At 68.0% G+C, this 26,054-nt stretch carries 31 protein-coding genes and 1 tRNA gene; 22 read left to right on the top strand and 10 right to left on the bottom strand.

Annotated elements, in window-relative coordinates:
- The 5 genes from ATK74_RS04035 to ATK74_RS04015 all read left to right on the top strand — a co-directional run bounded on the left by ATK74_RS04035 (position 1) and on the right by ATK74_RS04015 (position 3,134).
- Positions 1 to 684, top strand: coding sequence for a VG15 protein (locus ATK74_RS04035; RefSeq protein WP_098459840.1), 684 nt, complete (start codon positions 1 to 3; stop codon positions 682 to 684).
- A gap of 65 nt (positions 685 to 749) precedes the next feature.
- On the top strand, positions 750 to 1,232 hold the full coding sequence (locus ATK74_RS04030) for a hypothetical protein (protein WP_098459839.1): 483 nt from the start codon (positions 750 to 752) through the stop codon (positions 1,230 to 1,232).
- Between the two features lie 15 nt (positions 1,233 to 1,247).
- Positions 1,248 to 2,177, top strand: coding sequence for a phage major capsid family protein (locus tag ATK74_RS04025; protein WP_098459838.1), 930 nt, complete (start codon positions 1,248 to 1,250; stop codon positions 2,175 to 2,177).
- The gene (locus tag ATK74_RS04020; protein ID WP_098459837.1) at positions 2,177 to 2,647 is read left to right on the top strand and encodes a DUF7302 family protein; all 471 of its coding nucleotides are present in this window, start codon (positions 2,177 to 2,179) and stop codon (positions 2,645 to 2,647) included. The genes ATK74_RS04025 and ATK74_RS04020 overlap by 1 nt, the downstream gene beginning before the upstream one ends.
- Positions 2,648 to 2,663: 16 nt before the next feature.
- Complete coding sequence (locus ATK74_RS04015) at positions 2,664 to 3,134, top strand: hypothetical protein (RefSeq protein WP_098459836.1); 471 nt, start codon at positions 2,664 to 2,666, stop codon at positions 3,132 to 3,134.
- On the opposite strand, the gene ATK74_RS04010 is transcribed toward ATK74_RS04015, so the two are convergent.
- Positions 3,122 to 3,385 carry a hypothetical protein gene (locus ATK74_RS04010; RefSeq protein WP_098459835.1) on the bottom strand — a complete coding sequence of 88 codons (264 nt, stop codon included), beginning with the start codon at positions 3,383 to 3,385 and terminating at the stop codon, positions 3,122 to 3,124. The two genes, ATK74_RS04015 and ATK74_RS04010, sit on opposite strands and share 13 nt — an antisense overlap.
- A gap of 31 nt (positions 3,386 to 3,416) precedes the next feature.
- Here ATK74_RS04010 and ATK74_RS04005 point away from each other — a divergent pair, with 31 nt between their 5' ends.
- The 13 genes from ATK74_RS04005 to ATK74_RS03940 all read left to right on the top strand — a co-directional run bounded on the left by ATK74_RS04005 (position 3,417) and on the right by ATK74_RS03940 (position 15,741).
- Positions 3,417 to 3,755: a hypothetical protein gene (locus ATK74_RS04005; RefSeq protein ID WP_098459834.1), complete on the top strand. Its 339-nt coding sequence runs from the start codon at positions 3,417 to 3,419 to the stop codon at positions 3,753 to 3,755.
- 1 nt (position 3,756) lies between these two features.
- Positions 3,757 to 4,047, top strand: a complete 291-nt coding sequence (locus ATK74_RS04000) for a hypothetical protein (RefSeq protein ID WP_098459833.1) — start codon at positions 3,757 to 3,759, stop codon at positions 4,045 to 4,047.
- Positions 4,044 to 4,475: a hypothetical protein gene (locus ATK74_RS03995; protein WP_098459832.1), complete on the top strand. Its 432-nt coding sequence runs from the start codon at positions 4,044 to 4,046 to the stop codon at positions 4,473 to 4,475. The genes ATK74_RS04000 and ATK74_RS03995 overlap by 4 nt, the downstream gene beginning before the upstream one ends.
- A gap of 19 nt (positions 4,476 to 4,494) precedes the next feature.
- Positions 4,495 to 5,328, top strand: coding sequence for an IPT/TIG domain-containing protein (locus ATK74_RS03990; protein WP_098459831.1), 834 nt, complete (start codon positions 4,495 to 4,497; stop codon positions 5,326 to 5,328).
- On the top strand, positions 5,325 to 5,705 hold the full coding sequence (locus tag ATK74_RS03985) for a hypothetical protein (protein WP_098459830.1): 381 nt from the start codon (positions 5,325 to 5,327) through the stop codon (positions 5,703 to 5,705). Before ATK74_RS03990 ends, ATK74_RS03985 begins: the two co-directional genes overlap by 4 nt.
- A gap of 259 nt (positions 5,706 to 5,964) precedes the next feature.
- Positions 5,965 to 8,481 (top strand): hypothetical protein, encoded by a 2,517-nt coding sequence (locus ATK74_RS03980; RefSeq protein WP_098459829.1) that lies wholly within the window; start codon positions 5,965 to 5,967, stop codon positions 8,479 to 8,481.
- Positions 8,478 to 9,359, top strand: a complete 882-nt coding sequence (locus tag ATK74_RS03975) for a hypothetical protein (RefSeq protein ID WP_098459828.1) — start codon at positions 8,478 to 8,480, stop codon at positions 9,357 to 9,359. The genes ATK74_RS03980 and ATK74_RS03975 overlap by 4 nt, the downstream gene beginning before the upstream one ends.
- Before the next feature lie 9 nt (positions 9,360 to 9,368).
- Entirely contained in the window at positions 9,369 to 10,298 is a 930-nt protein-coding gene (locus tag ATK74_RS03970) for a hypothetical protein (RefSeq protein ID WP_098459827.1), read from the top strand.
- Entirely contained in the window at positions 10,280 to 11,401 is a 1,122-nt protein-coding gene (locus tag ATK74_RS03965) for a hypothetical protein (protein WP_143483557.1), read from the top strand. Before ATK74_RS03970 ends, ATK74_RS03965 begins: the two co-directional genes overlap by 19 nt.
- Complete coding sequence (locus ATK74_RS03960) at positions 11,398 to 13,266, top strand: hypothetical protein (protein ID WP_098459825.1); 1,869 nt, start codon at positions 11,398 to 11,400, stop codon at positions 13,264 to 13,266. The genes ATK74_RS03965 and ATK74_RS03960 overlap by 4 nt, the downstream gene beginning before the upstream one ends.
- Positions 13,266 to 13,700, top strand: coding sequence for a DUF2746 domain-containing protein (locus ATK74_RS03955; RefSeq protein ID WP_098459824.1), 435 nt, complete (start codon positions 13,266 to 13,268; stop codon positions 13,698 to 13,700). The genes ATK74_RS03960 and ATK74_RS03955 overlap by 1 nt, the downstream gene beginning before the upstream one ends.
- Before the next feature lie 42 nt (positions 13,701 to 13,742).
- Positions 13,743 to 14,957: a YdcF family protein gene (locus ATK74_RS03950; RefSeq protein WP_098459823.1), complete on the top strand. Its 1,215-nt coding sequence runs from the start codon at positions 13,743 to 13,745 to the stop codon at positions 14,955 to 14,957.
- Positions 14,958 to 15,165: 208 nt separating this feature from the next.
- Positions 15,166 to 15,741: a hypothetical protein gene (locus tag ATK74_RS03940; protein WP_143483556.1), complete on the top strand. Its 576-nt coding sequence runs from the start codon at positions 15,166 to 15,168 to the stop codon at positions 15,739 to 15,741.
- Positions 15,742 to 15,808: 67 nt separating this feature from the next.
- Here the strand turns inward: ATK74_RS03940 and ATK74_RS03935 are convergent, their stop codons facing one another.
- The 4 genes from ATK74_RS03935 to ATK74_RS03925 all read right to left on the bottom strand — a co-directional run bounded on the left by ATK74_RS03935 (position 15,809) and on the right by ATK74_RS03925 (position 17,666).
- On the bottom strand, positions 15,809 to 16,219 hold the full coding sequence (locus ATK74_RS03935) for a helix-turn-helix domain-containing protein (protein WP_098459820.1): 411 nt from the start codon (positions 16,217 to 16,219) through the stop codon (positions 15,809 to 15,811).
- A gap of 85 nt (positions 16,220 to 16,304) precedes the next feature.
- Positions 16,305 to 16,517 (bottom strand): hypothetical protein, encoded by a 213-nt coding sequence (locus ATK74_RS03930; RefSeq protein ID WP_098459819.1) that lies wholly within the window; start codon positions 16,515 to 16,517, stop codon positions 16,305 to 16,307.
- 96 nt (positions 16,518 to 16,613) lie between these two features.
- Positions 16,614 to 16,829: a hypothetical protein gene (locus tag ATK74_RS15130; RefSeq protein ID WP_143483555.1), complete on the bottom strand. Its 216-nt coding sequence runs from the start codon at positions 16,827 to 16,829 to the stop codon at positions 16,614 to 16,616.
- Between the two features lie 36 nt (positions 16,830 to 16,865).
- The gene (locus ATK74_RS03925; protein WP_169923723.1) at positions 16,866 to 17,666 is read right to left on the bottom strand and encodes a tyrosine-type recombinase/integrase; all 801 of its coding nucleotides are present in this window, start codon (positions 17,664 to 17,666) and stop codon (positions 16,866 to 16,868) included.
- Positions 17,667 to 17,763: 97 nt separating this feature from the next.
- Between ATK74_RS03925 and ATK74_RS15285 the strand changes: the two genes are divergently transcribed.
- A tRNA-Asn gene (locus tag ATK74_RS15285) sits at positions 17,764 to 17,841 on the top strand.
- A gap of 55 nt (positions 17,842 to 17,896) precedes the next feature.
- Here ATK74_RS15285 and ATK74_RS03920 read toward each other — a convergent pair.
- The 5 genes from ATK74_RS03920 to ATK74_RS03900 all read right to left on the bottom strand — a co-directional run bounded on the left by ATK74_RS03920 (position 17,897) and on the right by ATK74_RS03900 (position 23,465).
- On the bottom strand, positions 17,897 to 19,162 hold the full coding sequence (locus ATK74_RS03920) for an LssY C-terminal domain-containing protein (RefSeq protein WP_098459817.1): 1,266 nt from the start codon (positions 19,160 to 19,162) through the stop codon (positions 17,897 to 17,899).
- A gap of 107 nt (positions 19,163 to 19,269) precedes the next feature.
- On the bottom strand, positions 19,270 to 19,479 hold the full coding sequence (locus tag ATK74_RS03915; RefSeq protein WP_098459816.1) for a hypothetical protein: 210 nt from the start codon (positions 19,477 to 19,479) through the stop codon (positions 19,270 to 19,272).
- Positions 19,476 to 20,126: a DUF2306 domain-containing protein gene (locus ATK74_RS03910; RefSeq protein WP_169923722.1), complete on the bottom strand. Its 651-nt coding sequence runs from the start codon at positions 20,124 to 20,126 to the stop codon at positions 19,476 to 19,478. The genes ATK74_RS03915 and ATK74_RS03910 overlap by 4 nt, the downstream gene beginning before the upstream one ends.
- 41 nt (positions 20,127 to 20,167) lie before the next feature.
- Positions 20,168 to 20,932, bottom strand: coding sequence for a hypothetical protein (locus ATK74_RS03905; protein ID WP_098459814.1), 765 nt, complete (start codon positions 20,930 to 20,932; stop codon positions 20,168 to 20,170).
- 40 nt (positions 20,933 to 20,972) lie between these two features.
- Entirely contained in the window at positions 20,973 to 23,465 is a 2,493-nt protein-coding gene (locus tag ATK74_RS03900; protein WP_098459813.1) for a winged helix-turn-helix domain-containing protein, read from the bottom strand.
- A gap of 133 nt (positions 23,466 to 23,598) precedes the next feature.
- Here ATK74_RS03900 and ATK74_RS03895 point away from each other — a divergent pair, with 133 nt between their 5' ends.
- The 3 genes from ATK74_RS03895 (at position 23,599) to ATK74_RS03885 (ending at position 25,883) form a co-directional block, all read left to right on the top strand.
- Entirely contained in the window at positions 23,599 to 24,132 is a 534-nt protein-coding gene (locus ATK74_RS03895) for an RNA polymerase sigma factor (RefSeq protein ID WP_169923721.1), read from the top strand.
- Complete coding sequence (locus ATK74_RS03890) at positions 24,129 to 25,175, top strand: hypothetical protein (RefSeq protein ID WP_098459811.1); 1,047 nt, start codon at positions 24,129 to 24,131, stop codon at positions 25,173 to 25,175. Before ATK74_RS03895 ends, ATK74_RS03890 begins: the two co-directional genes overlap by 4 nt.
- Positions 25,176 to 25,244: 69 nt before the next feature.
- The gene (locus tag ATK74_RS03885; RefSeq protein WP_098459810.1) at positions 25,245 to 25,883 is read left to right on the top strand and encodes a GntR family transcriptional regulator; all 639 of its coding nucleotides are present in this window, start codon (positions 25,245 to 25,247) and stop codon (positions 25,881 to 25,883) included.
- Positions 25,884 to 26,054 lie beyond the last annotated feature (171 nt).

Here is a 26,054-nt window from a genome sequence, read left to right as displayed (position 1 = left end):
GTGGACTCCCCCGGCGTGCAGCTGGCGGTCCTGGAGTACCGGCTGAAGAACATCGTCCGCAACGCCCGCGGCGACTTCGACAAGATCTGGTCGCAGGTCACCGACCTGGATGCGGCCGACGTGTTCCTGAACAAGGTCCTGCCGTCGATGGTCGACCTGTACGGGCCGGCGCTCGCGACCGCGGCCGCGGACTGGTACGACGAGACCCGGGATGCGTTCGGGATCGGTGGCCAGTTCTCTGCGATCCCCGCGGCCACCAAGGATGCCGGCATTCCGGCGCTGGTCGGCTGGGCGACGTCGGAGGCGACCAGCGATGCAGCGTTCCAGCAGTTGCTGTGGGGTGGCCTGGAGCGGCGCCTGACGAACTTCTCGCGGAACACGATCATCCGATCCTCGGTCGCTGATCCGAAAGCGCGCGGCTGGATGCGGGTCGCGCACGGCGACTCGTGCGACTTCTGCAAGATGCTCGCCACCCGCGGTGGCGTCTACACGACCACGACTGTCCGGTTCGGAGCTCACGACCACGACAAGTGCCAGGCGGCGCCGTCGTGGGGCGAGGACGCGGCCGTGTTCGACCTGCAGGCCTACCGGCAGTCGGAGCGCCGGGCCGGCATGACCGAGGAGCAGCGGGCTGCCGACAACGCGCGCGCCACCGAGTGGATCGCAGCGCACCTACCCAACTGACTTACGCCAACCCGAGCGGTCAATCGGGGCCATAGCCGACGGGCTCAACAACGGAAGGAATGACGATGACCTATACCCCGCCTGCCACTCAGGAGGACCTGGACCGCATCATCGCGGACCGGCTCACCCGGCAGGAGACCAAGATCCGCGGCGAGTACGCCGACTACGAGGACCTGAAGAACAAAGCGGCTCAGTTCGACAAGGCGCAGGACGCCTCGAAGACCGAGCTGCAGAAGGCCCTCGACCGGATCGAGGCGACTGAGAAGGAGCTGAACGCCTTCAAGACCGAGAAGCAGTCGGCCGCGGCCAAGGCTGCTCAGGACAAGCAGGTCGCCGACTGGACCGCCGAGGTCGCGAAGACCAAGGGCGTGCCGGCCGAGCTGCTGAAGGGGTCGACCAAGGAGGAGCTCGAGGCTCACGCCGACGTGCTCAAGCCGGTCATCGTCGCCAGTCGTAACGGGGTCGTGCCCAACGAGGGCGAGACGACCCCGAATGTCACCTCCGAAGAGCGGGCCGTCGTGGCCCAGCTGTTCGGCAATAACGATTAGGAAAGAGAGGCCGTCATGGCTGTTTTTGGAACCACTCAGGCCAAGGTCCTCATGCCCCGCAACATTGCGGCCGGCATGGTCACCCAGGCGCGCACCGACTCGACCGTCGCGAAGCTGACCGGCCGGGAGCCGATGAAGTTCGGTGAGACGGACCTCATCGTCTTCAACGACTTCCCGAAGGCGGAGTTCGTCGAGGAGGGCGCCAACAAGTCGTCCACCAGCGGTGGGTTCACCTCCGCGACCGCGAAGCCCCACAAGGCGCAGGTCACGATGCGGTTCAACGAGGAAGTCCAGTGGGCCGAGGAGGACTACCAGCTGGAGATCCTCAAGAGCCTCGGCGAGGCGGGTTCGCTCGCGCTGTCCCGAGCCCTCGATCTGGGCCTCTACCACCGGATCAACCCGCTTTCGGGCAGTGTGATCTCCGGCTGGGACAACTACGTGACCGCGACCACCAAGCGGGTCGAGATCACCGGCACCTCGGAGGCGGACGCGGACTTCCGCGCTGCGGTGGGCCTGCTCGTCAACGCCACAACCCCGATCGCGGTGAACGGTGCGGCGTTCTCGCCGAAGTTCGCCTGGGCGCTGGCGAACCTGAAGCGGAAGGACGGCGCCGGCCTGACCTCCGACATGCGGTACCCGCAGCTCGGTTTCGGCACCGCCGTCACCGACTTCTCCGGTGTCCCGGTCGCCCAGGGCGACACCGTCGACGGCACCCCGGAGGCCGCCGACACCAAGGTTCGCGCGATCGTCGGCGACTTCAAGAACGGCATCCGCTGGGGCATCCAGCGCGACCTGCCGATCGAGCTCATCCGCTACGGCGACCCCGACGGCCAGGGCGACCTGAAGCGGAAGAACCAGATCGCTCTCCGTCTGGAGATCGTCTACGGCTGGTACGTCTTCACTGACCGCTTCGTGGTCATCGAAGACGCGGTGGCGAACAGCTGATGCCTCGCCTCAAGAACCCGGACGCCGGGACCGTGGTCAACGTCGATGACGAGACCGCGGCCCGGCTCCTGAGCGGCGAGTACGGCATGGGTCGTTGGGAACCCTACGACCCCAAGCCGAAGCCCAAGCCGAAGCCGAAGCCCAAGCCCGCGGACGGTCCGCAGCAGCCGAGCGTCCCGGACGCCGGCGACCCGGCCAAGCCCGAGGGCGAGACCAAGCCGGCCGACCCCGGTGCTGGTGACCCGGCTGACGCCGGCGACCAGACCCAGGCCGAGGCGAGCGACCCGGACGCCGGCACTGCAGGTGACGGTGAGCCCGACACCGGCATTGCGGGTGACGGTGAGGTGGAAGTCGATCTGTCCCCCACGACCAGCGAGGAGACCGTGAAGGTCCCCGAGCCGGCCCCGGCTGCCAAGCCGAAGGCAGCCACCACCCCGCGGCGTACGACCCGACCCCGTACCCGCAAGTGACCAGAAGGGGGCAACGATGACAGCACTGATCCAGGTCAGCGATCTCACGCCGTTCGGCTTGCCGGACGACACGAAGACCGCGGCGATGATCACTGACGCGCTCGCGCAAGCTGTCATCGTTGCCCCCTGCCTGGGCGGCACCGACGATCTGTCCCCCGAGGTCGCGGCCGCCGCGAAGGCGATTCTCCGATCGGCGATCGTCCGCTGGCACGACGCCGGATCCGGAGCGATCACCACCGAGTCGGAGACCGCTGGCGCGTTCAGCCATTCGAAGACCGTCGACACGAGCCGCAAGCGCAAGGGGTCGTTCTATCCGTCGGAGATCACCGAGCTGCAGCGGCTGTGCCGCACCAGTAAGGCGCGGGCGTTCACGATCTCGATGAGCGACAGCGGCACCACGCATCTGCCGTGGTGCGACGTGATGTTCGGCGGCACCAGCTGCTCGTGCGGCGCGTCGCTCGCCGGCGCCCCGATCTACGAGCTCTGAGGCTTCCTGACCGCGGCCACGACGAACAGTGCGATGGCGATGATGACGAGCAGCCCTGCGGAGATCCCGGGCAGTAACGCGGCCTGAAGGCCTGCCATCTGGCCGGCGGCTTCGGCCCTGGCGATCCCGCCCGGAGTTGAGAAGTAGGCGTCCTGCTCAGCGCGTCCGTACGCGACCGGCGCCCACCAGGCCAGCCCACCAGCGACCAGGACCAGCACGGCCCCGGTTCCGATCAGTCCCTCACGGCTCATGCCGGGAGCGTACCGCGCAGAGGAGGTCACCATGTCGACAAGTGGCCAGGTCGTTCGTCTGCGTGCCCCGCTGATCGTCGATCCGTACTCGCAGCTCCCCACGAAGCGCGACTGGACGGACCCGGCACGGCAGCCGCTGGACGGCTTCATGGTCGACCCGGGCGGCTCTGTCGAGACCGACCTGGTGAACCGGACCCAGATTGTCACCACCCCGAAGCTGTACGGCCCGTTCGACGCTGACATTGAAGCGTCCGATCGGGTCGAGGCGGCCGGCGTCGTCTATGAGGTCGATGGGCATGCGGCGCGTTGGGAAGGCCGCTCTGGCTGGAAGGCCGGCGCGGTGTGGCAGCTGAAGCGGATCGAGGGCTGACATGCAGGGCTTTGGGCCGGTGAACCTGAACATGGCTGAGCTGGTCGAGATTTCGAACCTGGTCAACCGCGAGGTGTGTAACCCGATCGGTGAGCAGGTCCTGGCTCGGGCGCAGGCCGACGCTGACGGGTTCGCGCAGTCGGGGAACTATCGGGACACGCTGCGGCTGGAACCCGACGTCCGCGACGGTGTCGAGGATTGGGCGCACACCAGGGTCGTGTCCGGTGCCCGTTACGGCCACATCGTCGAAGCGAAGCACGGCACGCTCGCTCGGGCTCTGGGGTCGGCATGACCGGCATCCAGTTTCCCGACCTGGAGCTGCAGCTGGGCCCGGTGCTGCGTGCTCGGCTGGCGAGCTTCGAACCGCTGGTCGTGTCGCGTGAGTTCCCGGCCCCGGGCTGGGCACCTGGCCAGCCGGTGGAGGGCGCGGATTCGTCGTTCCGTCCGCGGTTCTGGATCGTGATCCGTGACGACGGCGGCCCCGAGCTGATGGTGACCGCGCAGCCGCGGCTCGGGTTCAACGTGATCGGTGCCGCCTACGACGAGACGGGCGACCTCGCACGTCGCCTGGCCGCCCTTCTGCAGGCCCTTCCTGAGCTGTGTCTGCTGCCTATCGCTGACGCCACTGTGCGCAGCCCCTACTCGCTCGGAGCGACTGATCGCGCCGAGTTCTACCTGACCGCGGAGCTGGTTGTGGTCGGGCGCCCCGTCAACCTGTAACACCGAGAGGACATTCGAAATGTCGACGATGATTGACACCTCCGGCCACGACGTCTCTAAGGTCGGCATCCCCGTCTCGGGTATGACCGCCATGGGGCCTCGGACCGCACCGATTCCCACCAAGACGCAGCTGTCTGACCCGAACTTCGTCTACCCGAACGCCTACGTCCGGCTCGGTCTGCGGAAGACCGACGGCTCGCCCGACTGGAACGAGGCGCCGGGCGGGATGATCGAGTTGTACGAGGAGGGCAACAAGGTCTCCGCGCGCAACGGCAAGCTGACCGTCACCCAGATCTTCGCCCAGGAGGACGACGTTCTGCGGGCACAGATCCGCGGGATCCCGGTCGTGAACGGCGTCCAGGACGTCGACATCGACCAGCGCGTGACCTGCATCCTGATCACCGAGGACCTTTACCTCATGCCCGACGGAAGCTACGAGCTCGATCGGAAGGTCGGGCCTGGCGCCACCGTGGTGTCGGTCACGAAGGGCAAGAGCCCTCGCGGTGAGGTCACCGGCACCACTGTCCAGTGGGAGATCGAGCGGTCGGCCGACATCGAGAACGCGCACTTCCGGCACGCCCGGATCCCGGTCGACGTCTCGCCGTTGCCGGTCATCCTGAACGTCACCCCGGCCGGCCAGAAGGTCGCCGACGAGATCGTGATCGAGGGCTACAACTTCGCTGGCGCCACCGCGGTGTCGATCGGCGGGACCGCCGTTGTGACGAAGCTGGTCGCGTCCTCGACGACGATCGTCGCGAAGATCCCGGCCGGGGTCGCCGCCGGCGATAAGGACGTCCTCGTCACCACGCCGAACGGCGTCTCGGCGGCGTTCAGCTACACCGTCGCGGCATGACCCAAGCCGACGATTGGGAGGTCGTTGGGGACGAGCTCGTCGTCCCCAACGGCCCTCGGCTGTCTTTGGCGATCCCACTCGATCACCTCGACGTGTGGCTCGACATGGAGAACTCCGCCGGGTGGCGCGCCCAGCATGACCGGATCCGTGACCAGGTCATGTCCGACCAGGCCGCCGACGCGATCCGGGAGCTTGAACGGACCGACAGCATGCTCGCCGTGCAGGCCGTCCGGAGGTGGGTGTGGGCACTCAATGAGCGCCTGGGAAAATCGCTGGACTTGCTGCTCTCTGGCGGGCCCACCGAGCAGCCCTCGCCCGAGACTTCTGGGAGCGATTCGGACTCCGAGCCGACCGAGCCGGCCTCGACTACTCCCTGACCCTGGCTGAGGACTACGCCCAGTCACTTCTGGCGGACGTCTTCAGCTACTCCTACGCGGCGTTCGTCGACTGGCCGATTTCTCTCCACGAGTGGATTGAGCGTGCCCAGCTCGACGTCCTGGCCGCCCTGGCCCAGGTCGAGATCCCGATGCCTTGGGATGCGCCAGCGTCAGGGCCGGTCATCGATGCCTCAGTGCAGGCCCAGGCCGACGAGATCATGCGGACCCGGTCCGCGATGCGTGACCCGAAGGAGGCGTAATGGGTGAGGTTGCCAGCTCCTATGTGAGCGTCTACCCGAAGATCGTGCCTCAGTTTGGGGCGCAGCTGCAGACGCAGATGGCCGGCGCCACGAGGGGTGCGTTCGGGCAGATCGACAAGCAGTCGGAGTCGGCTGGCAGCAACGCCGGGAAGAAGTTCGGCGACCGGTTCCGCGGGGTGGCCACGACCCTGGTCGCCGCGGTCGGTATCCACGCCATCGGGGACCTGGTCAAGAGCAGCGTCGACTCCTTCGCCGAGTTGCAGGACTCGACCGCGGCCGCCGCAGTCATCTTCGGCGACTCGATGGGCGAGATCGCTGACCAGTCCGAGACCGCGGCGGAGAAGATCGGCCTGTCGAAGCAGCAGGTCATCAACGCGGCGAACACCTTCGGCACGTACGGGAAGTCGGCCAACTTGGCCGGTCACGACCTGGCGAAGTTCTCTACCGATATGACCCAGCTGGCCGGCGATATGGCCAGCTTCAAGGGCACCTCGACCGAGCAGGCTGTCGAGGCGGTCGGTGCCGCAATGCGCGGCGAGATGGAACCGATCCGGGCCTACGGTGTGATGCTCGACGACGCGACGCTGCGCAGCGAAGCGATGCGGATGGGCCTGATCAAGACCAGCAAGGAAGCGCTCACCCCGCAGCAGAAGATCCTCGCGGCACAGGCGGCGATCCTGAAGCAGACCACCGACGCCCAGGGCGACTATGCGCGCACCGCGGACTCGACCGCGAACACCGCCAAGACCCTGGCGGCCAAGTCGGCCGATCTGTCCGCCGAGCTCGGCGAGAAGCTGGCGCCGGCGATCACCGCTGCGAAGGCTGCCGGCATCGACTTCCTGACCTGGGTCGATGCAAATCAGCGCGCACTCGTGCCGCTCGTTGGGACCGTCGGTGCCCTGGCGGCCGCGCTGGCCGGGTTCGTCGGGGTGGCGCGTGGCATCGAGGCTCTGAAGTCGGCGAAGGAAACCGTCGACGGTCTGCGGGCCTCGTTCGACGGGCTGAGCATCGGCGCCCGCGGCGCTATCTCGATCGCTGGCGGTGTCGGCGCGGTCCTGACCGTCGCGTCGATCGGCTATGGGATCTGGGCGAAGGCGAACGCTGACGCTGAGCAGCAGGTGAAGGACCTGACCGAGGCGATCAAGGCCGACTCGGGTGAGCTCGGGAAGAACACCCGCGCTTATGTGGCGAACGCGCTGCAGAAGAACGGCGTCCTGGACGCGGCGAGGAAGCTCGCGATCAGCGGCGACACGATGGTCAGCGCTGCGCTGGGCGAGGCCGACGCGGTTGCCGAAGTGAACCGGGCCTACGAGCAGCAGAAGACCACCATCGGGTGGCGGCTTCAGTACATGGAGGACGAGAAGAAGGGCACCCTGGAAAGCCGGGATGCCTACTTCGAGTCGAAGGATGCGCTGGTCGACGCGGCCGACGCCTACAACCTGATCCAGTCGAACGTGGCCGCGTTGCGGCCGAATCTCCAGAAGGCGACCGAGCAGGAACAGCAGTTCAACCAGGCGGTCGGTGAAACGACGCCGGCAGCAACCAGCGCCGCGACCGCAAGCAAGGACCTCGCCGACGGCACCCAGAACGCCGGCGCCGCAGCTCAGGGCGCGTCGAGTGCACTGGACGCCTACACCGAGTCGATCACGAAGAACTACAAGGCGCAGCTGGCGTTGCGTGGTGACCAGCGTGACCTCGAGTCAGCGATCGACGATGCGACCGCGACCTTGTGGAAGTCGGCCGGGGTCACGGACAAGATGATCGACAAGCACGGCAAGCTGACCGCGTCGGGCCAGAAGCTGGTCGACGAGTACACCAAGTCGGGCAACGTCTTCGACATCCACAGCGAGAAGGGCCGGAACAACTCCGAGGCCCTGGACAAGATCGCGGTCGCTGGTCTTGGCCTCGTCGATGGGCTGAAGGCTGTGCAGGCGCCCGCCGACAAGGTCGCCGCCCAGATGGACGCCTCCCGGAAGAAGTTCCTCGATGCCGCGCACGCCATGGGCATGGGCAAGACCGAAGCCGAGAAGCTAGCCAACAAGCTGGGCCTGATCAAGGGCAAGAACGTCGAGGTGACAATCGACACCAAGTGGATCGGGGACACGAAGAAGACGTTCAAGGTCGGCGGTGTCGGCCGCTTCCAGGTCGGGTTCTCTGCTGCCGGAGGCGGCCCCGTCCCCGAGAGCCTGGGCGTGCGTGGCATCGACTCGGTGCCGTCGCTGCTGATGCCCGACGAGCACGTCCTGACGGTGTCCGACGTGCAGAAGGTCGGTGGCCACCAGGCGGTCTTCCGGATGCGGAAGGCGATCCAGTCCGGCCAGCTGCGGTTCGCCGATGGTGGCCCCGTGCCGCCGGCGAGTGCTCCATCTGCTGGCGGCGCCGAGTGGGCGTCGATGCCGACCATCAAGAACGAGTTCTACGGCGTCGACATGGATCAGGCAGACCGGATCTCGGCGGCCATCATGGACAAGGTCGCGACCGAGTCGCGCCGGCGAGCGATGGGACTCGCGGCATGACCGTGTTGAGCGAAGGCCAGTACGAGCTCGACGGGTACCTGTTCGGGCTCGGCACCCCGGTGCGCCTCCTGAGCGGTGGGGATGTGACCAGCGGTGTCACTGTTCGCGTCCAGGACCAGGACCATCCTCGAGCTGATCAGCTGCTGATGGGGCGCGACCAGCTGGCTCCCCCGAGCCGGGAGTTCACTTGGCTGGTCGACGCCGAGGATGCGGCCAGCGAGCTGGCCCGGCTTCGGGCAGCGTGGCGCGCCGACAAGGTCCGGGCCACCCCTGGTGCGACGTCGGTGCTTCGCTGGTGCCGGCACGGTGTCACCTACTGGAGTCGGGGCCGCGGCCGCGACTTCACTCCGCTGCACCGTGACCCGGTCGAGCCGGGACGCCGATACGCGTCGGCGAAGTGGCAGTACGCGGAGGCGCAGGCCTATCTCGACACGCTGGTGTCGGCCGAGTTGTCGTTGACCGGATCAGCGGCACCGACCGGGTTCACTCTTCCCGCGGTCCTGCCGTGGATCCTCGGGTCGGTCACCTCGGAACGTGCTGGCGTGGTCACCGTCGACGGCCTGGCCGCTGTGCCGTTCCGGGTCGTGATCGCTGGCCCGTCGACCGGGTCAGCCACGAACCTGAAACTGGCGGGGCCCGGATGGCTGCTCGACTTCGGTGCGCTCGTGCTGAAGGCCGGGTCACAGATTGTCGTCGATACGTCCTGGATCGGGTCGGCGCTCATGGATGGCGCGTCGGTCGCCGGCACGCTGTCTCGGAAGTCGACTCTCACTGGCCGGCTGCAGCCCGGCACGGCTGAGTTCACCTTCACCGCTACCGACACGAGTCGCACCACCAAGGCGACGATCAGCTGGCGCCCCGCGGCGCTCATTTTCTAGGAGGTCCTGATGGCTCTACTGCCTGCCGGGTTCGTCGATGGCGGATCCACGTCTGCCGAGGTGCTGCGTCGTCTCGCCTACGCGGCGACCTCTGGTGAGGGTGGCGTGGTGCAGCCGTCCGACCTTCAGGTGACAGCAGCCGGCACCCCGGGTGGGCTGGTCTACGTGGCCGCCGGCTCGGCGTTCGTGCCGACGAAGTTCAGCGACGCCTACGGCTCCCAGTCCTACATCGCGTCGAACGACGCGGCCACCGCGGTGACCGTGCCGGCGAACACTTCCGGCTCAACCCAGATCTGGTACGTCATCTTGCGGATCACCGACCCGCAGTACGCCGGCGAACCGATCCCGCCCGATCGGGCAACTGCGATCTATGCCGTCCTCGAGCTGGTGGCCGCGCTGCCGACGACGAAGCCTTACCTGCAGCTGGCGAAGCTGACTGTGCCGAACGGCGCGTCGGCGATCACCGCGGGCATGATTTCGGACGCCCGCGTGCTGGCCAGGGCTCGTGCCCGCCGGGATCTGAAGGTGCTCCAGGTCGCGTCGTCGCAGTCGCTGACTGGCACGTCTGACACGAGGTGGCCGGACGCCGGGTCGTGGCAGATCGCGGTCCCGTCGTGGGCGACGAAGGCGCTGGTCCGGGCCTCGTGGGATGGGGTGTCGCAGCCCGGGTCGAACATGATCGGCTCGGTGCTGGTCCGGATCGGGACTGGCCGAGCTGATGTGGTGACGACGGGCCGCAACAAGGTCGATACGCCGTCCTCGGGTGGGACGACCCGGATCGCGCTGCGGGTCACCGACCAGGTGACGATTCCGGCGACGATGCGCGGCCAGACCGTGACCATCGACCTGCTCGGTAAGCGGGACTCCGGATCGTCTTCGGTGCTGGTCGACTCCGGCTCGTCGGTCGATCTCGACATCGAGTGGATCGAGACTCTGTGATCTGGCTGGCCCGCCTCAACGGGGACGGCACCGAGACTGGTCTGCGGACCGAGGTGCCGGCGACGTCGTGCCCGATCGTCGATCCGTTGACGGCGCCGCAGCAGATCACGCTGACGCTCGAACCGGAGTCGATCGATGTGGGCCTGTTCGTGCCGTGGCAGACCGCGGTCTATGTCGGCACCGAGGATCAGATCCTGGCCGCCGGCATCGTCGACATCAACGGGGTCACCTCGGAGAACTCGAAGCTGACCGTGAAGTGTGTCGGCTGGTCGGGCTACATCGCCGGCATGCCGTGGACGGACAAGGCGCTGTCCTACGTCCACACCGACCCGGGCAAGATCCTTCGCGCGATGTGGCTCCAGGTCCAGTCGCATCATGCCGGCAACATCGGCTTGTCGGTGCCGGCCGTGTCGACGGGCACCACGGTCGGCACGCCGGCTGTGTACGGCAAGACGAAGCGCGGGAAGAAGACGGTGAAGACGGCCGCGGAGCCGTTCGTCCTGGCGTCCTATGCGACCGCTGATCTCGCGGCCGCGCAGACGACGCTGCTGACCGAGGGCAAGATCGAGTACCGGGAGCGGCACTGGGTTGAGGGCGGCGTGGTGAAGCACGCGCTGCTGATGGCTTCCCCGAGGCTGGGCCGGCGTAACCCGGATGTGCGGCTGGTGATTGGTGAGAACGTCACCGAGGTGCCTTCGGTCGATCCGGCGCAGTACGCATCCGAGGTGCTCGTCCTGGGCGCCGGTGATGGGCCGAAGAAGATCCAGTCGCGGCAGCTGATCGCCGCGCCGCCACGGCTTCGCCGGGTGTATCTGCACAACCAGGAGACGATCACGCGATCGGCGGCCGCGGAGAGGCTCGCGAAGTCGTTGCTGAAGCTGCTCGCTGGCACTGCTGACGACGTCGAGAAGGTCGTTGTGACTGATGGGCCTTCGGCGCGGATCGGCGCTTTGGTGCCCGGCGATGAGGTGCTGCTGTCTGGCGACTCGGGATGGGCTGGCCCGATCGAGGTGTGGGTGCGGATCTTGGAACGGGAATGGGACGAGGTGGCCCCGCAGACGGTGACGTTGACGGTGGCCCGGGCAGACAAGGTGGGCGAATGAGCGCAGCTGATGATCTGGCGAGGATGATCGCCAAGCTGTCTGCTCAGGCGGCCGGGGCGCACACTGCGCCGCAGATGTCGGCGTCGGCTTTGGTCGGGTCGATTGACGTGGTGGCCCTGGTCGAGGGTGAGGAGACTGACGCTGACGGGAACCCGGTCCTGACCGAGACCACGATGGCACAGATCGGCGTCCAGGAGGACGGGTCGACGGTCCTGGTCGTGCTGGATGGGCCGGATCCGGCCAGGCCGATCGGGGCGTCTGTGACCGCGGCGATCTACACGCTGGTGGTGTCGTGGCTGGGTGGCTTCGATGGTGAGCAGCCGGTCGACTTCAGCCACATCGTGGTCCACATGGCTGCGAAGGCTGACGTTGATGCTGCGCTGGTCGAGTTCCCTTCGGATGCCACGGCTGTCTCGACTATCAGCACCCTTCAGGGCGGGGTCGTGGTGCTCCCCGGAGCGGTCGGGGTCGAGTATGTGGTCGGCCTGGTGACCGTGTCGCAGGCCGACAAGTCGTCGCCGATCTCCGACCTGATGTACGGCACCCCGAAGTCCGTCCTGGACGACACCGGACTGGCTGGTGAACTGGCGAACCGGCCTCGCGTCTACACCGACGAGTACCCGCCCGCCGTCGGCGAGGTGATTCCGGAGAACTCGTGGTGGTTTGAGGACGGCGGCGTGGTGCGTCGCCGCGTTGGTGGGGCATGGGATGTGCAGGTGTTCGACGCATCACTGACGATCGCGGCCGGCACGATCATCACGGAGCTTCTGGCCGCAGAGGCGATCACCGCAGAGAAGCTCGCTGCCGGAGCGATCACGGCGGCGAAGATTGCGGCGGGCGCGATCACGGCGGCGAAGATTGCGGCGGGCGCGATCGAGTCGGACAAGATCAAGGCTGGTGCACTCGACAGCTTCCTGATCACCTCGCCGAACATTCAGACGGCGGCGTCCGGCCAAAGGGTCGTCCTCAACTCGAGCGGCCTGCACGGCTACGACTCCGGCGGCGGGGAGAAGACGAAGGTTGGCACCGATGGCAAGCTGGCAGCGGTCGATGCGTCGTTCAGTGGCACGATCACCGGCTCCACCGTCACCGGCAGCACTGTGCAGACGGCGGCGTCCGGGAAGCGGATCGCGATGGTGCCCGCCGGCCTCCTCGACTTCTACAACACCGCCGGCACGAAGGTCGGCTCGATCTACCCGCAAGGGCCGACCGATGCGATCACCCTGTACGGTCTCGGGGACCTGCAGCTCAACACCGACGGGAAGGTCGCCATCAGCGGCGACCAGGGCGTCGACATCGCGACTGGCGGCTACCCGATCGCGGTGAACGCGGGCGCGTCCTCGTTCCGGATCGACACCGACCCGACTGGTTCCCTCGACGGCGTCTACCTCTACACCAGGCAAGTCAAGGTGAAGGACAACCCGACCACGAACACGGCAACGTGCCGATTCGCGAGCATCGGCGCTGATGGCATGGGCACCCTTCAGCGGAACACGTCGCTGCGCCGGTTCAAGATCGCATATGAGGACCTGGACGTGACCCCCGACCAGGTGCTCGCTCTCCGGCCCCGGAAGTGGTTCGACAAGGGTGAGGTACTGGACCATCACCTCGACCCCGACACGGCGACTGCTGAGGAGTGCCTGGCCTATCAGCTCGACTGGGTTCCGGGGTTCATCGCTGAGGAGGTGGAGGAGGTCGCCCCGGTCTTCGTCACCCGCGACTATTCGCAAGAGCTTGCTGGTGTCGCCTACGACCGGATCACGGCCGGCCTTGTCGTGCTCGCCCAGGCGCAGCAGCGCCAGATCGAGGACCTCACTGGCCGCCTGGTCGCCATCGAAGCCCGACTCGCGAAGCTGGAGGTCTGATGCCTGCTGCCCCTGCCGGAACCCCTTGGTGGGCATGGCTGATCGCGACCGTGATCGTGGTTGGTGTCCCGGCCTTGGTGACGTGGCTCACCCAGCGACGCACACGGCAGGACGTGACCGCGATCAAGGAGCAGGTCGCGAACACTCACACCACGAACCTGCGTGAGGACCTCGACAGGCTCAGCACCGCGCTGACCGAGGGTCTGACGAAGCTGGGCGCCGATCATCTGGCCGCAGTCGAGTCGATCCGTGAGGACATCGGCGGCCTGCACTCCGAGACCAGGGACCTCCGCAAGGACATTGCTGGGGTCCGGACCGATGCCCGCCAAGACCGCCGGGCCGTGGCAGCCCTGCGCGAGGAGCAGGCCGACGCCATGAAGCGCGCCGTCGAACAGCACGTCTCCGACTGCCCGCTGCGGAACCCCGCAGCCTGACTCAACTCCACCTCGACCCTCTCGAAAGGAGGGCACTTCACCATGCCCAGAACTCTGAATGTCGAGTCGATCCTGGCGGCCGCCGAGTCCATTCCGGACACCACCGGCTACGCCCAGGAACAGAACCAGCGGCGCGAAGTCTTCGACGAGGCGAAGCGCATGTGGCGGGCCTGGCGGTCCAGCGACTGCTCGTTCATGGTCTTCGCCGTGATGCTCGTCGCCGGCCTGACCGTCTCCGCCTGGCGGAAGATCACTCTCTTCTCAGGCAACCTCGTGAAGGTGCTGGTCGCGACCGGGCTGTTCCGCGAGATCGACGTGAGCAGATACGACACGCTGGGCGAGCTCACCGCGGCGCTACAGCCAGCCGATGCGATGACCGGGCCCGGCCACGCCATCCTTGTTGGCCGCGGCGGAAAGCGGTGGCTGTCTTGGCGGAACAACGAGCTCGGCAAGTCAACGGGCGGCAGGAAGGGCCGGCAGAAGGGGGAGGCCGTCGGCTGGGTCGCGCCCTACATGCGGTCGCGCGGGTGGACCAGGGTCGCCCGGCTGATCCCGGCCGCGGAGTTCTTGGGCCGGATCCTGGCCGCCTACGCGAAGGGCAAGAGCTGGGCGAAGCCGCTGGCACTGTTCGGTGTTAGGGCGCCGTCCGATGTGAAGCTGTGGCGCATCTTCCTGGCCGAGATGGAGCGGTTCACCAAGGGTGTGCAGCCCGACTACAAGCCGCGGGTCGTGTCCGACTCTGGCCATGCGTACGTGGTGCTGGGCGGAACGATCGCGCAGATGAAGCAGCGGCTGACCGTCGCGCTGGCCGGCCTGCAGCTGAACCCGAAGTCGCTGGTGATCGTCACCGGTGGCGTCGTGCGCCAGGGCAAGAGCGAGGCGGTGTGGATGCGCGACTGGCTGCTGGCCAACGGGGTTGCGGCCGACCGGATCGTGACTGAGACGAAGGCTTCCTCGACGGTCGGAAACGCCCGCTACAGCTTGCCGCTGCTGATCGCCCGCAAGATCACCTCGGCGACGCTGGTCAGCTTCGACTCCCACGTCCGCCGTGGCCAGATCCTGATGCTCGCGGCGCAGCTGGCGATCGAGACGGCCGGCGCCGGCATCCATCCGACCGGGATCACCTGGACGACCCCGCTCGCCTACCCGGACAAGCAGGTGGCCAAGACCAAGGCCTCAGCGGCGACCCGGGCGACGATCGCCGCCCACACCGCCGCGGTCCTTGGCCTCACCAAGCAGTACCAGGCTGCGCTGTGACCGCGAAGTGCAAGCACTGCGGCCAAGCGATTACCGATGGTGAGCATCCCGTGCACACCGCCGGCGACTACCGCGGGAAGAACCGTTGCTGCCCGGGAGACAGCGGCCTGCCCTACGGCTACGAAGCCGCACCCGAGGGGGCCGAATGCAGCTACCCCTGCCTCGGAGCCTCACCCACCGAACCGAACAACCACTGAGGAGCATCATCATGTCTCGTCTATTCACTGTGGCGTTCTGGCGGCTCGTCGCCGGCGCCCTGGCGCGGACCGCGATCGCCGCGCTCGTTCCGGCCTTCCCTGCCCTCCTCGCTGACCCGGCGGGCGTCTGGCGGACAACCGCGCTCACGGTCGGCTTCACGGTCGTCGGGGCGCTCGCGTCGGCGTTCGCCGGCCTTCCCACGACCGACGGCGGTCCGTGGTGGTCAGTCGCTCTGCAGCGTGGCGTGAGGCAGTTCGGCCAGTATGTGGCCGCTGCAACGGCCAGCGGAGTACTGCTGTCCGACTTCGACTGGCCGACCATCCTGATCGCGGCCGTGGGCTCAGCGGGGTCGACCATTTTCCTGGCCGCCCTCGCCCTCGCCCCGAGCCTTTCGGATCCCGCCGTCGTCGAGCTCGCCGGGAAGCGCTACACCGGCGTGCTGCCGGTGCCGGAGGATGACGACGTCGAGGATGTGACCCCTGACGCCGCGGCCGACGTCCCGGACGAGCCGTTCCCGGATCCGGGCCCGGACGTCCCGGAATCGACCGATGATGAGACGGCCGTCGAGGCGGACGCTGCTGACTAACCCCGCCCCCTGACACACTGCGGCCCCGGCCTCTCCCACCAGAGAGACCGGGGCCGCTTTCGTGCGTTCAGGCGACGGCAGCGGCCGGCACTACCCAAGCCGCTCCGACCCGGCGTGCTGGCAGAGCACCCTTGTCGATCCTCTGCTGGACCGCAGCCCGAGTGATACCCAGCCGATCGGCAACCTCGGTCACCGACAGCAGCGGCGGGATCTCCGTGCCGGCGCGCCGGTCGAAATCATCCGACAGCTCGACCGTCACCCGGGTCACGCCCAGGTCCGCCGACAGCGCCCGAGCCGTGCTGGTGGCCTGCCACATGTGCTCGGCCGGGATCGACACGATCAGCTCAGTCCGGCCCAGGTTCGAAACAGTCACCACCGGGTGGTAGTCGGCGAACTGGTCGAGCAGGCGATCGCCCAGCGCACCCTCGGCGGCTTCCTTTCCTGCGTCGAGTTCGAGAGCCAGGTTGTACGACTTCATTGTTCTGTCCCTTTCCGTGTTGGAGGGAGTGGAGGTAGCCTTTGGTGAGTTGGTGGGGAGCAGTAGCTTTGCTCCCCACCCTTTGTCACCTCTTGGGTGGCCACTCGAAGCCGAATCGTCTCAGTGCTGCGATGAGGTTCTTGCTTCCTCGTCGGTCACTGGGGGTCATCGCGGTCTTCGTGACGAACTGTCCGTTTCGGTACACCATCGGGTGTCCGTCGCTGGTGTGTCGTACCTCGAAGCCTTGCTTCTCGGCGGCCCGGAGGATCTTTGCGAGATCCTTGTCCAAGGTGATCACCTCCTCCCCTATTGAGTTGTTATCTAGATACTACGTGTTCGGCGTCCAGTTGTCAAGCAGATAACAAGGGAAGATGTGAGAACCGCTTGCCAAGTATCAACTAGCCAGCCACTCGGGCCGCCACCCCGCCAACCCCTCCCACTGGGCGGCCAGCTGACGCACCTCGGTGCACGGCCACGGCTCGGCGCACACCACACACTCCCGCGAGCCGCGGCCAGGGTTATGGGTATCCGAGACCATCCACTCTGCCTCGGTCCGCCGGTGAGCACGCAGGAAGGCGCCCAGAGCAGACGCCGATTCAGGAGGGAGCATGGCGGCCAGCGTAAGAGCCGCCGCAGACAGGGGGCGTCAGGCCGCGGCCGCCTCGACGATCTGCCGAAGCACGTCGGAGTCCTGGTGCACGTAGCGGGCCGTCGTCTCTGGGGTCGCATGGCCGAGCAGCTCCATCACGCCCAGGAGGTTGTGCGTTCGCGCCCAGGCGTCGGTCCCGAACCGGTGGCGGAGCGGGTGCGCCGTCCACTTGCCGGGGAGCGCCCGCGATACCAGCACGGTGACGTGGCCGGACGACAGGTGGCCGTCCGTCTGGCCGGGGAACAGCCATCCTCTTGGTCGGGCGAGGATCGCCGCGGCGACTTCGGGGTGTAGTGGCATGATCCGGTCCTTGCCGCCCTTGCCGTGCACGACGAGGCTCCAGCCGTTCAGGTCCTCGATCAGATCAGTCTCGGTGTTCACCTGCGCGATCTCGCCAGCCCTGAGGCCCTGCCGGTAGCCGAGCAGCACCATGAGCGGCACCCGGTCGTCCTCGGCCTTCAGACCGGCCTCCACGGCCCACTGAGGGGCCGGTGCGCGCCGCTTCCCGGACTGTTTGATCCTCGGCAGCGTCCCGGACGGATCCGCGTCGACCAGGCCTGCGGCGTGAGCCCACTGGTAGAAGCCGCGTAGCGCCGACCGTTGCGACCGTCGCGTCTCCTGGTCCCATCCGGGCCGGCCGAGCCAGGCGACGAGGTCGGCCGTGGTGACCGCGAGCAGGTCGGGGTGTTCCTCGGCGAAGCGGCGCAGCTGGTAGCAGCGCAGCCGGATGGTGTTCTTGGACAGGTTCGAGGCGACGAGCCAGGTGCGCCAGTCGCCGATGAGGGTGTGTGGGGTCATACCCATCTGCTCTATCGGAGCGGTGTTGTCTGGACTGTTGACTACGAGGGATAGCCCGCCACGCCTGGAGTTTGGGTTGAGGTTCATGCGGCCGGCGTCTGCCCGATCGGCGGCACGAGATGAAGGCGTCGGACCGTTAATCCGTAGGTTCCTGGTTCGAGTCCAGGCGGGGGAGCTTCCCAGCTCCTTAGCCCCTTTTCGCAGGTCATTGCGACCTGTGTGGGCAGCCGTCAGCCCCTCGCCGATCTCCTCGATGTGGCGAAACTGCGGGCACTCTCACTGGACAACGCCAGCAGCACCAGCACGCTGGCCGCCAGCGGAATCAGGTCGGCATGCATCGGGCCGTGCTCGTTCTCCAGAGTCCGCGAGACGAACGTCGAAGCGACGCTGACCAGGCTCAACGCACACACCAGGAGTCTGGCCCAGTTGCGTCCTGCCAGGGTCGCGACCGCCAGCACCAGATCCGCCAGCCCAGCCACCAGCGCGATCACTCCGAACGCCAGGACGACCTCTTGGGTGATCCCCTGAGCCTCGGTGGACGTGGCGATCACGTCCTTTCCGGCCACGAAGATCAACCCCAGCCCGAGGAAGGCCAGTGCCTGCAGCGCGGTGGCGGCCACTCCGAAGATCACCGAGCCCGGTGCCCTCCTCCGCACCGGCACCAGCGCGGTGGACGCCGGCTCGGCGGGGCCTGGTTGGGTGGGGACCGGCAGCGCCGAGAGATCGACGATCGGCAGATGCCCGTCGGTCTGCACGAGGTCTCCTCCCCCATTGCGGGAGTGGTAGCCGGTGGAGAAGTCCTCAAGGATCTGCACCGAGCTCTCCGGGACGGCCGCGCGGACCGTCCCGATCACGTGCTCGCGTTCCCGGTCGATGTCCATCTCGATCTTGTGGGTGACCTGGAGGGTGAACAGCGACAGCCCGACACTGCGGTCGTAGGTGCCGGCGGCCAGCCAGCCGACGGCGAACCCGCCGGGCAGCAGCCAGCCGTCCGGGCACTTCCAGAACCGGACGTGGTGACGCTTGGACGGGCTGCCGGCCACCTCCTGCTGGTAGGCGAAGTCCTGCCGGCGTCCGAAGAGGAACAGCGGGCTGACCGGCGCGCTCGGATAGCTCTTCCGGGTGAAGGTGTTCAGCACGATCCGCCAGCCGGTGCCGAACGTCAGGTCGTCGGCTCGGATCCACCCGGCCAGCTCCATGGCCCGGTGCAGTTGCTCGGGGCTGCCCACCAGGGCCAGGTTCACCGGATCACCGAGGAGCCCGTCAGAGGTGCGGGTCCGTCCGATGAAGTAGTCGGGCACGTAGATCCGGGTGAGGATCCGGTGGATCCGCGGCAGCACCAGATAGGCCACCAGTGCCCAGAACACCACGAGCAGGAGCATCGGCCAGCCGGGGGTGATCCCCTCCTGAAGAGTGAGGTACGCGAACCAGACCGAGGCGGCGCCGGCCAGCATGAACAGGACACCGTCGATGCGCGCCGCGAACTTACCGGCCATCGCCACCGCCTAGACGGACGGTGATCACCATCGAGCGCATCTGTCTCCCATCGCCGGGCGGCATCCCTCGCTGAGCGTAATCCACCGCCCCGACGGTTCGCCGGTTCCTATGCCTGCTCCAGGGAGATCAGTGCGATCCCGAGGTCACGCACCTTGGCCAGCAGGCTGTGCAGCCGCGCCTGGTCGACGTCCACTCCGGTCAGCGTGGTGGTTCCGTCCGGCTCGATCCGGATCGTGAAGCCGTCGAACCAGGTCGCCCAGCGTGTGTCCAGCCGACCGGCGAGTCGGATCGTGTAGCCAGCCGGGTTCTGGGTCATGCCGGGTTGCCGACTTCCGTGCGGAGCTCGACCGGGCGCGACCCGCGCGCACCACCACCGGGGCCGTGCCGGATCACATACTCGGCCACGGCGAGGTTCATCGCCCAGGCGGCCGTCATGCTCAGGTCGAAGTCCAGACTGCCGGATCCCGACAGCGCGCTACGGACGGCCCCGGTGATGACCTGGGTGCCGGCGCCTAGCGCCAGCGCGTAGCTGCGAGTCATCCAGGCCAGGTGGTGCCGGACGTCGCCGCGGCGGATCGCGCGCAGGCCGCGGGCAATACTGACCGCCATTCCGGCCCCGACCAGCACCCGGACGATGTAGAGCAGTTCGCCGCTGCCGGGCTGGAGCGGATAGCCCAGCGTCATCCAGAGCCCGGAGATGGCCGTGGCCATTCCGAGCAGGACGAGGACGCGTCCCGCCCACCGATGCCACGCCGGCCACCGGCCCCGTACCTGCGACGAGAACTGGAAGGCCCCGACCAGAGCGAACGGGATCACGCTGACCAAGTGCACGATCATCGGCGCCGGCAGCGCCTCGAACCGCGGGTTGGCCGGCATCAGCTGCGGACCGCCGAAGACCTCCCCCAGCCGCAGGCCGCCACTGGCCACCGGAAGCAGGCCCAGCGCCACCAGGGCGAACGGCACCCACCGAGCCGTGGCGGCCCGGTGGGTTGTGGAGTGGAGGGTCACTGGCCGACCCGGTCGGACAGCGGCACCTCGGCCACTGCCGCTACCGAGGCCGGGTTTCGGCTCTCTCGCCACAGCGAGTAGCCCAAGGCGATCAGGGCCAGTCCGGTCGGGATCGCGAAGAGCCGCTGGTTGATCCAGGGAAGCACTGGGATCGCCAGGCTGAGCGGGGTCGCCACCGCCAACAGGATCGAGGCCCAGCGGGCCAGGACGTTTGCGCGGAACATCGCGATACCGAAGACCAGGCCGCCGGCCAGGTAGCCGATCCCGCCGATCAGGTTCAGCTGGGTCATGGCTCCGATGTCGCCCACGGCGGTGCCATTGGTGGCCACGGCCAGTACATCGCCGACGTAGCCCGGTGCGCTGCCTGCGATCGCCGGCATCACCACCAGCCCGACCGTCTCCAGAGCGAACATGGTCAGGAACCCGGCGGCGAGGATCAGATAGCCGATCAGGCCGAGGATGCCGCTCTTGGTCACCTGCCGCAGGTACATCCCGGTGATCCCGATCAGGGCGAGCACGGTGAAGGCAACCTTCATGCTCTGCCGAATCACCCACTCCCCGGTGGTGACCAGCGCCAGATCGACCGGTGGGTGGTTGATCTGCACAGCGATGAACAGCAGGCCGCCCGCGACGGCGGCTGCGGCTGCTAGTCGGGTCAGCGTCTCTTCGGTGATCGACATCGACAAGCTCCCTTGGTGGAACCCGCGGTCGGTGCCGCAGGTGATGTCTCGACGGTAGGGACGCCGCTGGTGGGTCGGCATCACCCAACGATGTGACCTTCCTGGTGACAGGCCGGTCGAGCTAGAGCAGGCCGCGCTCTCGTCCCCGAGCGATGGCGGCCCGCCGCGAGGTGACGTCCAGCTTGGTGAAGATGTGCTTGGTGTGGGTTCGCAGGGTGTTGTCCGAGACGAACAGCGTCCGGGCGATCTCGGGCCCGCTGAGCTCGCTGTCGAGAAGCCGCAACACCTGCAGCTCCCGCTCGGTCAGCGCCGGGCGCGCAGCGGACGGCGCCAGACCCGCGCCCGCCGCGTGGACGGCCCGAGCCAGCTGCCGGCGTATGTCGGTCAGGCTGCCGAGCCGTCCCGACGTCTGTGCGGCGGCCTCCAGTCGCTCCAGGAGGGTGATCAGAGGGCCGAGCTCACCGCGACGCCGCGGCTGATCGGCCAGGATCAGCCGGGCCAGGGTGAGCTCGTCGTACTCGGCCAGATAGTCGGCCTCATCGGTCATGGTGACCGCCTGGTCGAGCGCCCATTCCGCGGCCTGAGCAAGCTCACCGGCGGAGATCAGGACCCGCGCCCGCAGCGCGGGAATCGGGCGCACCTGTGGGTAGTAGCCCGGCTGGTAGAGCGCCTCGGCCTGGGCCAGATGCTCCAGGGCACCAGCGAAGTCGGCCCGCGACTCAGCCACTCGCGCCGCGGCCATGAACCAGCGATGGCGTCCCCCACTTCCGGACACCTGCACTTCGAACTCCTCGGCCGCGGCGAGGTGTCGCCCGGCCGCATCCAGGTCCTGGTCGTCGAGGTCGAGTTCGGCCAGCTGGACGTGCAGGTCGGCGATCGCCCGGGCTGCCGGAGCCCCCAGTTCTTCGGCCCGGCGCAATGCCGTCCGGCACAGCTGCCGAGCCTTGGCCGGACGGCCCGCCGCGGCGACCATCTCGGCCAGCAGCGCAGTGCCGGCCAGTTCGTCCACGGTCGCTCCGGCGGATCGCAGACTGGCGATGGCGCTGGTGAAGGTGTCCACGGCCATTCCGATCTCCCCGGCCGACCATGCCACCAGCGCCAGGAAGCCGGCCGCAGCACCACGGGCCAGATGATCGTCCGGCCCGATCAGCTCCAGCGCCCGGCGAGCGTGTGCGGCCGCTCCGGCCAGATCACCACGCGCCTGGGCCAGAGAGGCCCGGTAGATGGCGATCGTGGCCGGCAGGGTGCGCAGTTCCTCGGTCTCGGCCCAGCCGCGCGATCCGCTCGCCGGATCGGCCAGCAGCGACTCGGCCAGCTCGAGCCGCGACTCGACTGCCTCTAGGTCGCCGCTGGCCATCAGGGTCCAGCCGTGGAAAGTCGTCAGGACGGGGTTGGCGGAGATCACCTCGATCGGCAGGCTCTGCAGCCAGCGAGTCAGTCTGGCGTCCTGCCTGCTGCGGCGGGCTTCGGGCAACTCGAGCTCGACCAGCCGAGCGGCGGAGCCGACGTCTCCTGCGGCCAGAGCGTGGCTGATCGCCTCGTCGGCGAGCCCGGCGGCCTCAAACCAGGTGCTGGCGCGCCGGTGCAGCGGCCGGACCATTTCGGGCTGCTCGGCGAGCAGTCGGGCCCGCAGGAGGTCGACAAAGAGGTGGTGATAGCGGAACCAGACCGCCTGGTCGTCCAGCGGAACCACGAACAGGTTCGCGCGCTCCAACCACGAGAGCATCTCGGCGCTGTCGTTGCGCTCGGTGACGGCGTCGCACAGGCTCCCGCTCAGTCGGTCGAGGACGGCGGTGCGCAGCAGGAAGTCAACGGTCTGCGCGGACTGGCCGGACAGCACTTCGTCCATCAGGTAGTCGACCAGGTACCGGTCGTCTCCGGCGAAGCGCTCGATGAAGCCGGCGACGTCGTGGTGCCCGCGCATTGAAAGCGCCGCCAACTGGAGCGCAGCAACCCAGCCCTCGGCCCGCTCAGCAAGGTGCGCTGTCTGCGCAGCACTGAGATCCAGCCCGGCCGACGACCGCAGATACTCGGCAGTCTCGTCCGCAGTGAACCGAAGGTCCGCAGCCCGCACCTCCACCAACTCTCCTCTGGCCCGCCAGCGAGACAGCGGCAGATCCGGGTCCTGCCGCGTCCCGATCAGCAGATGGACGTGCGCCGGCAGATGGTCGATCAGCTGGCCGACCGCGATGAGCACCTCGCCGTTGTCGAGCTGATGGAAATCGTCGAGCACCAGCCAGACGTCCTGCTCGACGCCGGCCAAGGCATTGACGATCGTGGCGACCACGTGGCTGGCGGCCAGCGGGGCCCCAACCACCAGGTCGGCCAGGGCGGGCACCGCGGCCCGCAGCGAGGCCACCACATAGTTCCAGAAGAGGGCCGGCTCGTTCTCGGTGCCGTCCAACGACAGCCACGCCACCAGCCGGGGATCGACGTCCGGGCGCTGCACCCACTCCGCGAGCAGAGTTGTCTTGCCGAAGCCGGGCGGTGCCGACACAACGACGACCCGGGCCGAAGTCGCGTGGCTGACCCGCTGCAGCAGTCGCTCGCGCAGCACCACGTCAGGGCGCACCCTGGGGACGTACAGCTTGGTGCTGATCAGCGGAACTGGCACGAACTCCCCATCCGAAGCGCCGTGTCGGCGAGGCTCCTGGCGACGACGGCAACGCTAGCCACTCAACGAACTTCGCACCATGCGTACGTCGAACGCGCTGCAACGAAACCGGCTTTGCGAGACTCTTCCTTACGTGACCGCATCCAGCGAGGAGCTCGAGACCTCCGTGCCTCGCGCTGAGCCGACCTCGTTCGACAGCTACGTCCGGGCCCGCTCGGACGGCCTGCTGCGGCTGGCTTGGCTGATCACTCGCAACTGGGACGATGCCCGCGACGCGATCCAGGACGCCTTCGTCTCGCTATATCCGCGCTGGCCACAGCTGCCCAGCGGTGCGCGGCTGGAGTCCTACGTCTATCGCAGCGCCGTGAACGCCTGCCTGCGGATCATCCGTAGCCGGAAGGCCGATCCGGTGGCCGACCCGGCCGGGCTTCGGGAAGCTCCGATCCTCGGTGATCCGACCGCCACCGTGGCGGCGTCCACCGAACTGTGGCGGCTCTGCGGCAAGTTGCCTCCCCTGCAGCGCACGGCCGTGGTGCTGCGCTTCTACCAGGATCTGAGCTTTGCCGAGGTCGCCGCCGCCATGGGCTGTCGCGAAGCCACCGCCCGCTCGCACGTCCACCGCGCCATCGCCACGCTGCGCACCAGCCTGAAGGAGGACCTGTCATGACCGACTTCGAGGATCGGATCCGCAAGAGCTTGCGTCCGGCGGCGAGCATGCCGGTTCCGGTGGCTCCGCTGGACCCGGACGACCTGGCCGCCCGCGCCGGGAGGCGCCCGCACCGAGTCTTCCCAGCACGCGTGTGGCTGGCCGCGGCAGCGGCCGTCGCCGTGGTCGCCGGCGTAGGGGGCGTGGCCACCATCTGGCCCGGACGAGGCCAGGGCGTCCCCGCAGCACCGATCGCGCCGACTCATTCAGCGATCACCCCCTCGGCGGTGAGTCCGACCCCCTCGGTGACCGCGTCGACCCCAGCTGTGGCTGGATCGGCCACCGTCCAGGTGCTGATGTTCTCCGGACGTCGAGACCCGGTTGCCACCCTCCCTGCCGACGTGGCCGACGAGCTGTATGCGATGCTGGCCGACCAGGAAGCGGCCGGGTTGCTGAAGCCGAGCGATGCCCCACCAGCGGACAACCTGGGCTTTCGCGGCTTCCTGGTGACGCCGAAGGACCGCTCGCAGCCCGCGCTGCAGATTCTGCCGACCGCGGTGTATCTCCAGCGCGCCGGGGACTTGCGCTTGGACGACCCCAACCAGAACTTCTACAACCGGGTCTACGACGCGATCGCGCCTCAGCTGGACCCGGACGTCCGGGCGGCCCTGCCGAGCGGGAAGCCGGCCATCCCGACGGTCGGCGTCAGCGTCCCGCCACAGGTCGGGGCTACGGCCACGTGGACCCTGACCCGGCCGGAGTCGATCGACGCACACACGGTCACCTTCGAGGTGTTCGCCACCCGGCTGGAGTGTGCCAGCGGCAAGACCGGCAAGCTGCTCGCGCCCGTGATCGCGGTGGGCGACAAGGAGGTGGTAATCAGGATCGATGCCAAGCCGCGCCACTCCACTGGCGACACCTGCCCAAGCAACAACCCGGTGCGAGTCAGAATCACGCTCCCCGAGCCGCTGGGCCATCGCAGCCTCGTGGACGCCGCCTGCCTGGTCGGAGAGGCCGTGAGCACCACAGCCTGCGCCAACGGCGCCGCCCGTTCGAAGCCGTGAGGCGCCATCACCTCAAGCCCGAGGCCGACATATGCGAAGATGCATGCAGTAGTCGACACGGGAGGGCACATGTTGAGCCGCAGCGGAGCAGAGTCACTGGCCACTGACCAGTACCTCCGGATCCGTGCCGACATTCTCAGCGGCGAGTTCCCGGTGGGTCAGCGGCTGCTGGAGACGTCCCTGGCCACCCGCTACGGGGTCTCTCGGACGCCGGTCCGCGAAGCCCTGACCGCACTGCAGCATGAGGGTCTGATCGAGCGCACCGAAGGTGGCTTCCGAGTCCGCACCGGCACCGCCGAAGACGTGATCGAGATCTACGAAGGCCGGATCGCCCTCGAGCCGGCCGCCGCTGCTGCCGCCGCCCGCAAGCGCACCGACCTGGACCTGCTCCGGCTGGAGAGCCTGCATCGAGCCAGCACCGAGGCCGCCGACACCCTGACCGGCCACGAAGCCGACGCCTCCTGGCATCGCGCCTTGTGGGAGGCCGCCCACAACCAGACCATCTCGACCACGCTTGAGCGCTGGTCGGCGCAGCTGCGGATCTACGACCAGGGCCCGCCCGGACGCACCGATGACCTGCACATCACCAATGCCGAGCACGCCGCGATCCTGGACGCCATCCGCAACCGGGACGATGCCGCAGCCCATGCCGCCATGGAGGCGCATCTGACCCGCAGCCGCTCGGTCCGGCTGAGCGCCCTGGCCTGATCCGACCTGGCCGCTCGGCCGGTGGTAGGAATGCCCCGGTCAACCCCCGGACGGCCGCCCAGGGGTTGACACTTGCCAGCCCGGGCGCGACCATTCTCGCGGGCACACTGCCCGCATCAATGAGGATTGCTACTGCGCACGCAGGCGAGACCTCCGCTGTCGGTTGAGCGA

It is taken from the genome of Propionicimonas paludicola, from assembly GCF_002563675.1.
Lineage (GTDB): Bacteria > Actinomycetota > Actinomycetes > Propionibacteriales > Propionibacteriaceae > Propionicimonas > Propionicimonas paludicola.
The sequence above is the reverse complement of the archived record's forward strand: the minus strand, read 5'-3'. Positions and strand labels throughout refer to the sequence as shown.

Bases quoted from the DNA above. Each gene is read 5' to 3' on its own strand.
- ATK74_RS04030 (WP_098459839.1), top strand. From the start codon at position 750: ATGACCTATACCCCGCCTGCCACTCAGGAGGACCTGGACCGCATCATC.
- ATK74_RS04025 (WP_098459838.1), top strand. From the start codon at position 1,248: ATGGCTGTTTTTGGAACCACTCAGGCCAAGGTCCTCATGCCCCGCAAC.
- ATK74_RS04020 (WP_098459837.1), top strand. From the start codon at position 2,177: ATGCCTCGCCTCAAGAACCCGGACGCCGGGACCGTGGTCAACGTCGAT.
- ATK74_RS04015 (WP_098459836.1), top strand. From the start codon at position 2,664: ATGACAGCACTGATCCAGGTCAGCGATCTCACGCCGTTCGGCTTGCCG.
- ATK74_RS04010 (WP_098459835.1), bottom strand. From the start codon at position 3,385: ATGAGCCGTGAGGGACTGATCGGAACCGGGGCCGTGCTGGTCCTGGTC.
- ATK74_RS04005 (WP_098459834.1), top strand. From the start codon at position 3,417: ATGTCGACAAGTGGCCAGGTCGTTCGTCTGCGTGCCCCGCTGATCGTC.
- ATK74_RS04000 (WP_098459833.1), top strand. From the start codon at position 3,757: ATGCAGGGCTTTGGGCCGGTGAACCTGAACATGGCTGAGCTGGTCGAG.
- ATK74_RS03995 (WP_098459832.1), top strand. From the start codon at position 4,044: ATGACCGGCATCCAGTTTCCCGACCTGGAGCTGCAGCTGGGCCCGGTG.
- ATK74_RS03990 (WP_098459831.1), top strand. From the start codon at position 4,495: ATGTCGACGATGATTGACACCTCCGGCCACGACGTCTCTAAGGTCGGC.
- ATK74_RS03985 (WP_098459830.1), top strand. From the start codon at position 5,325: ATGACCCAAGCCGACGATTGGGAGGTCGTTGGGGACGAGCTCGTCGTC.
- ATK74_RS03980 (WP_098459829.1), top strand. From the start codon at position 5,965: ATGGGTGAGGTTGCCAGCTCCTATGTGAGCGTCTACCCGAAGATCGTG.
- ATK74_RS03975 (WP_098459828.1), top strand. From the start codon at position 8,478: ATGACCGTGTTGAGCGAAGGCCAGTACGAGCTCGACGGGTACCTGTTC.
- ATK74_RS03970 (WP_098459827.1), top strand. From the start codon at position 9,369: ATGGCTCTACTGCCTGCCGGGTTCGTCGATGGCGGATCCACGTCTGCC.
- ATK74_RS03960 (WP_098459825.1), top strand. From the start codon at position 11,398: ATGAGCGCAGCTGATGATCTGGCGAGGATGATCGCCAAGCTGTCTGCT.
- ATK74_RS03955 (WP_098459824.1), top strand. From the start codon at position 13,266: ATGCCTGCTGCCCCTGCCGGAACCCCTTGGTGGGCATGGCTGATCGCG.
- ATK74_RS03950 (WP_098459823.1), top strand. From the start codon at position 13,743: ATGCCCAGAACTCTGAATGTCGAGTCGATCCTGGCGGCCGCCGAGTCC.
- ATK74_RS03940 (WP_143483556.1), top strand. From the start codon at position 15,166: ATGTCTCGTCTATTCACTGTGGCGTTCTGGCGGCTCGTCGCCGGCGCC.
- ATK74_RS03935 (WP_098459820.1), bottom strand. From the start codon at position 16,219: ATGAAGTCGTACAACCTGGCTCTCGAACTCGACGCAGGAAAGGAAGCC.
- ATK74_RS15130 (WP_143483555.1), bottom strand. From the start codon at position 16,829: ATGCTCCCTCCTGAATCGGCGTCTGCTCTGGGCGCCTTCCTGCGTGCT.
- ATK74_RS03925 (WP_169923723.1), bottom strand. From the start codon at position 17,666: ATGACCCCACACACCCTCATCGGCGACTGGCGCACCTGGCTCGTCGCC.
- ATK74_RS03920 (WP_098459817.1), bottom strand. From the start codon at position 19,162: ATGGCCGGTAAGTTCGCGGCGCGCATCGACGGTGTCCTGTTCATGCTG.
- ATK74_RS03915 (WP_098459816.1), bottom strand. From the start codon at position 19,479: ATGACCCAGAACCCGGCTGGCTACACGATCCGACTCGCCGGTCGGCTG.
- ATK74_RS03905 (WP_098459814.1), bottom strand. From the start codon at position 20,932: ATGCCGACCCACCAGCGGCGTCCCTACCGTCGAGACATCACCTGCGGC.
- ATK74_RS03890 (WP_098459811.1), top strand. From the start codon at position 24,129: ATGACCGACTTCGAGGATCGGATCCGCAAGAGCTTGCGTCCGGCGGCG.
- ATK74_RS03885 (WP_098459810.1), top strand. From the start codon at position 25,245: ATGTTGAGCCGCAGCGGAGCAGAGTCACTGGCCACTGACCAGTACCTC.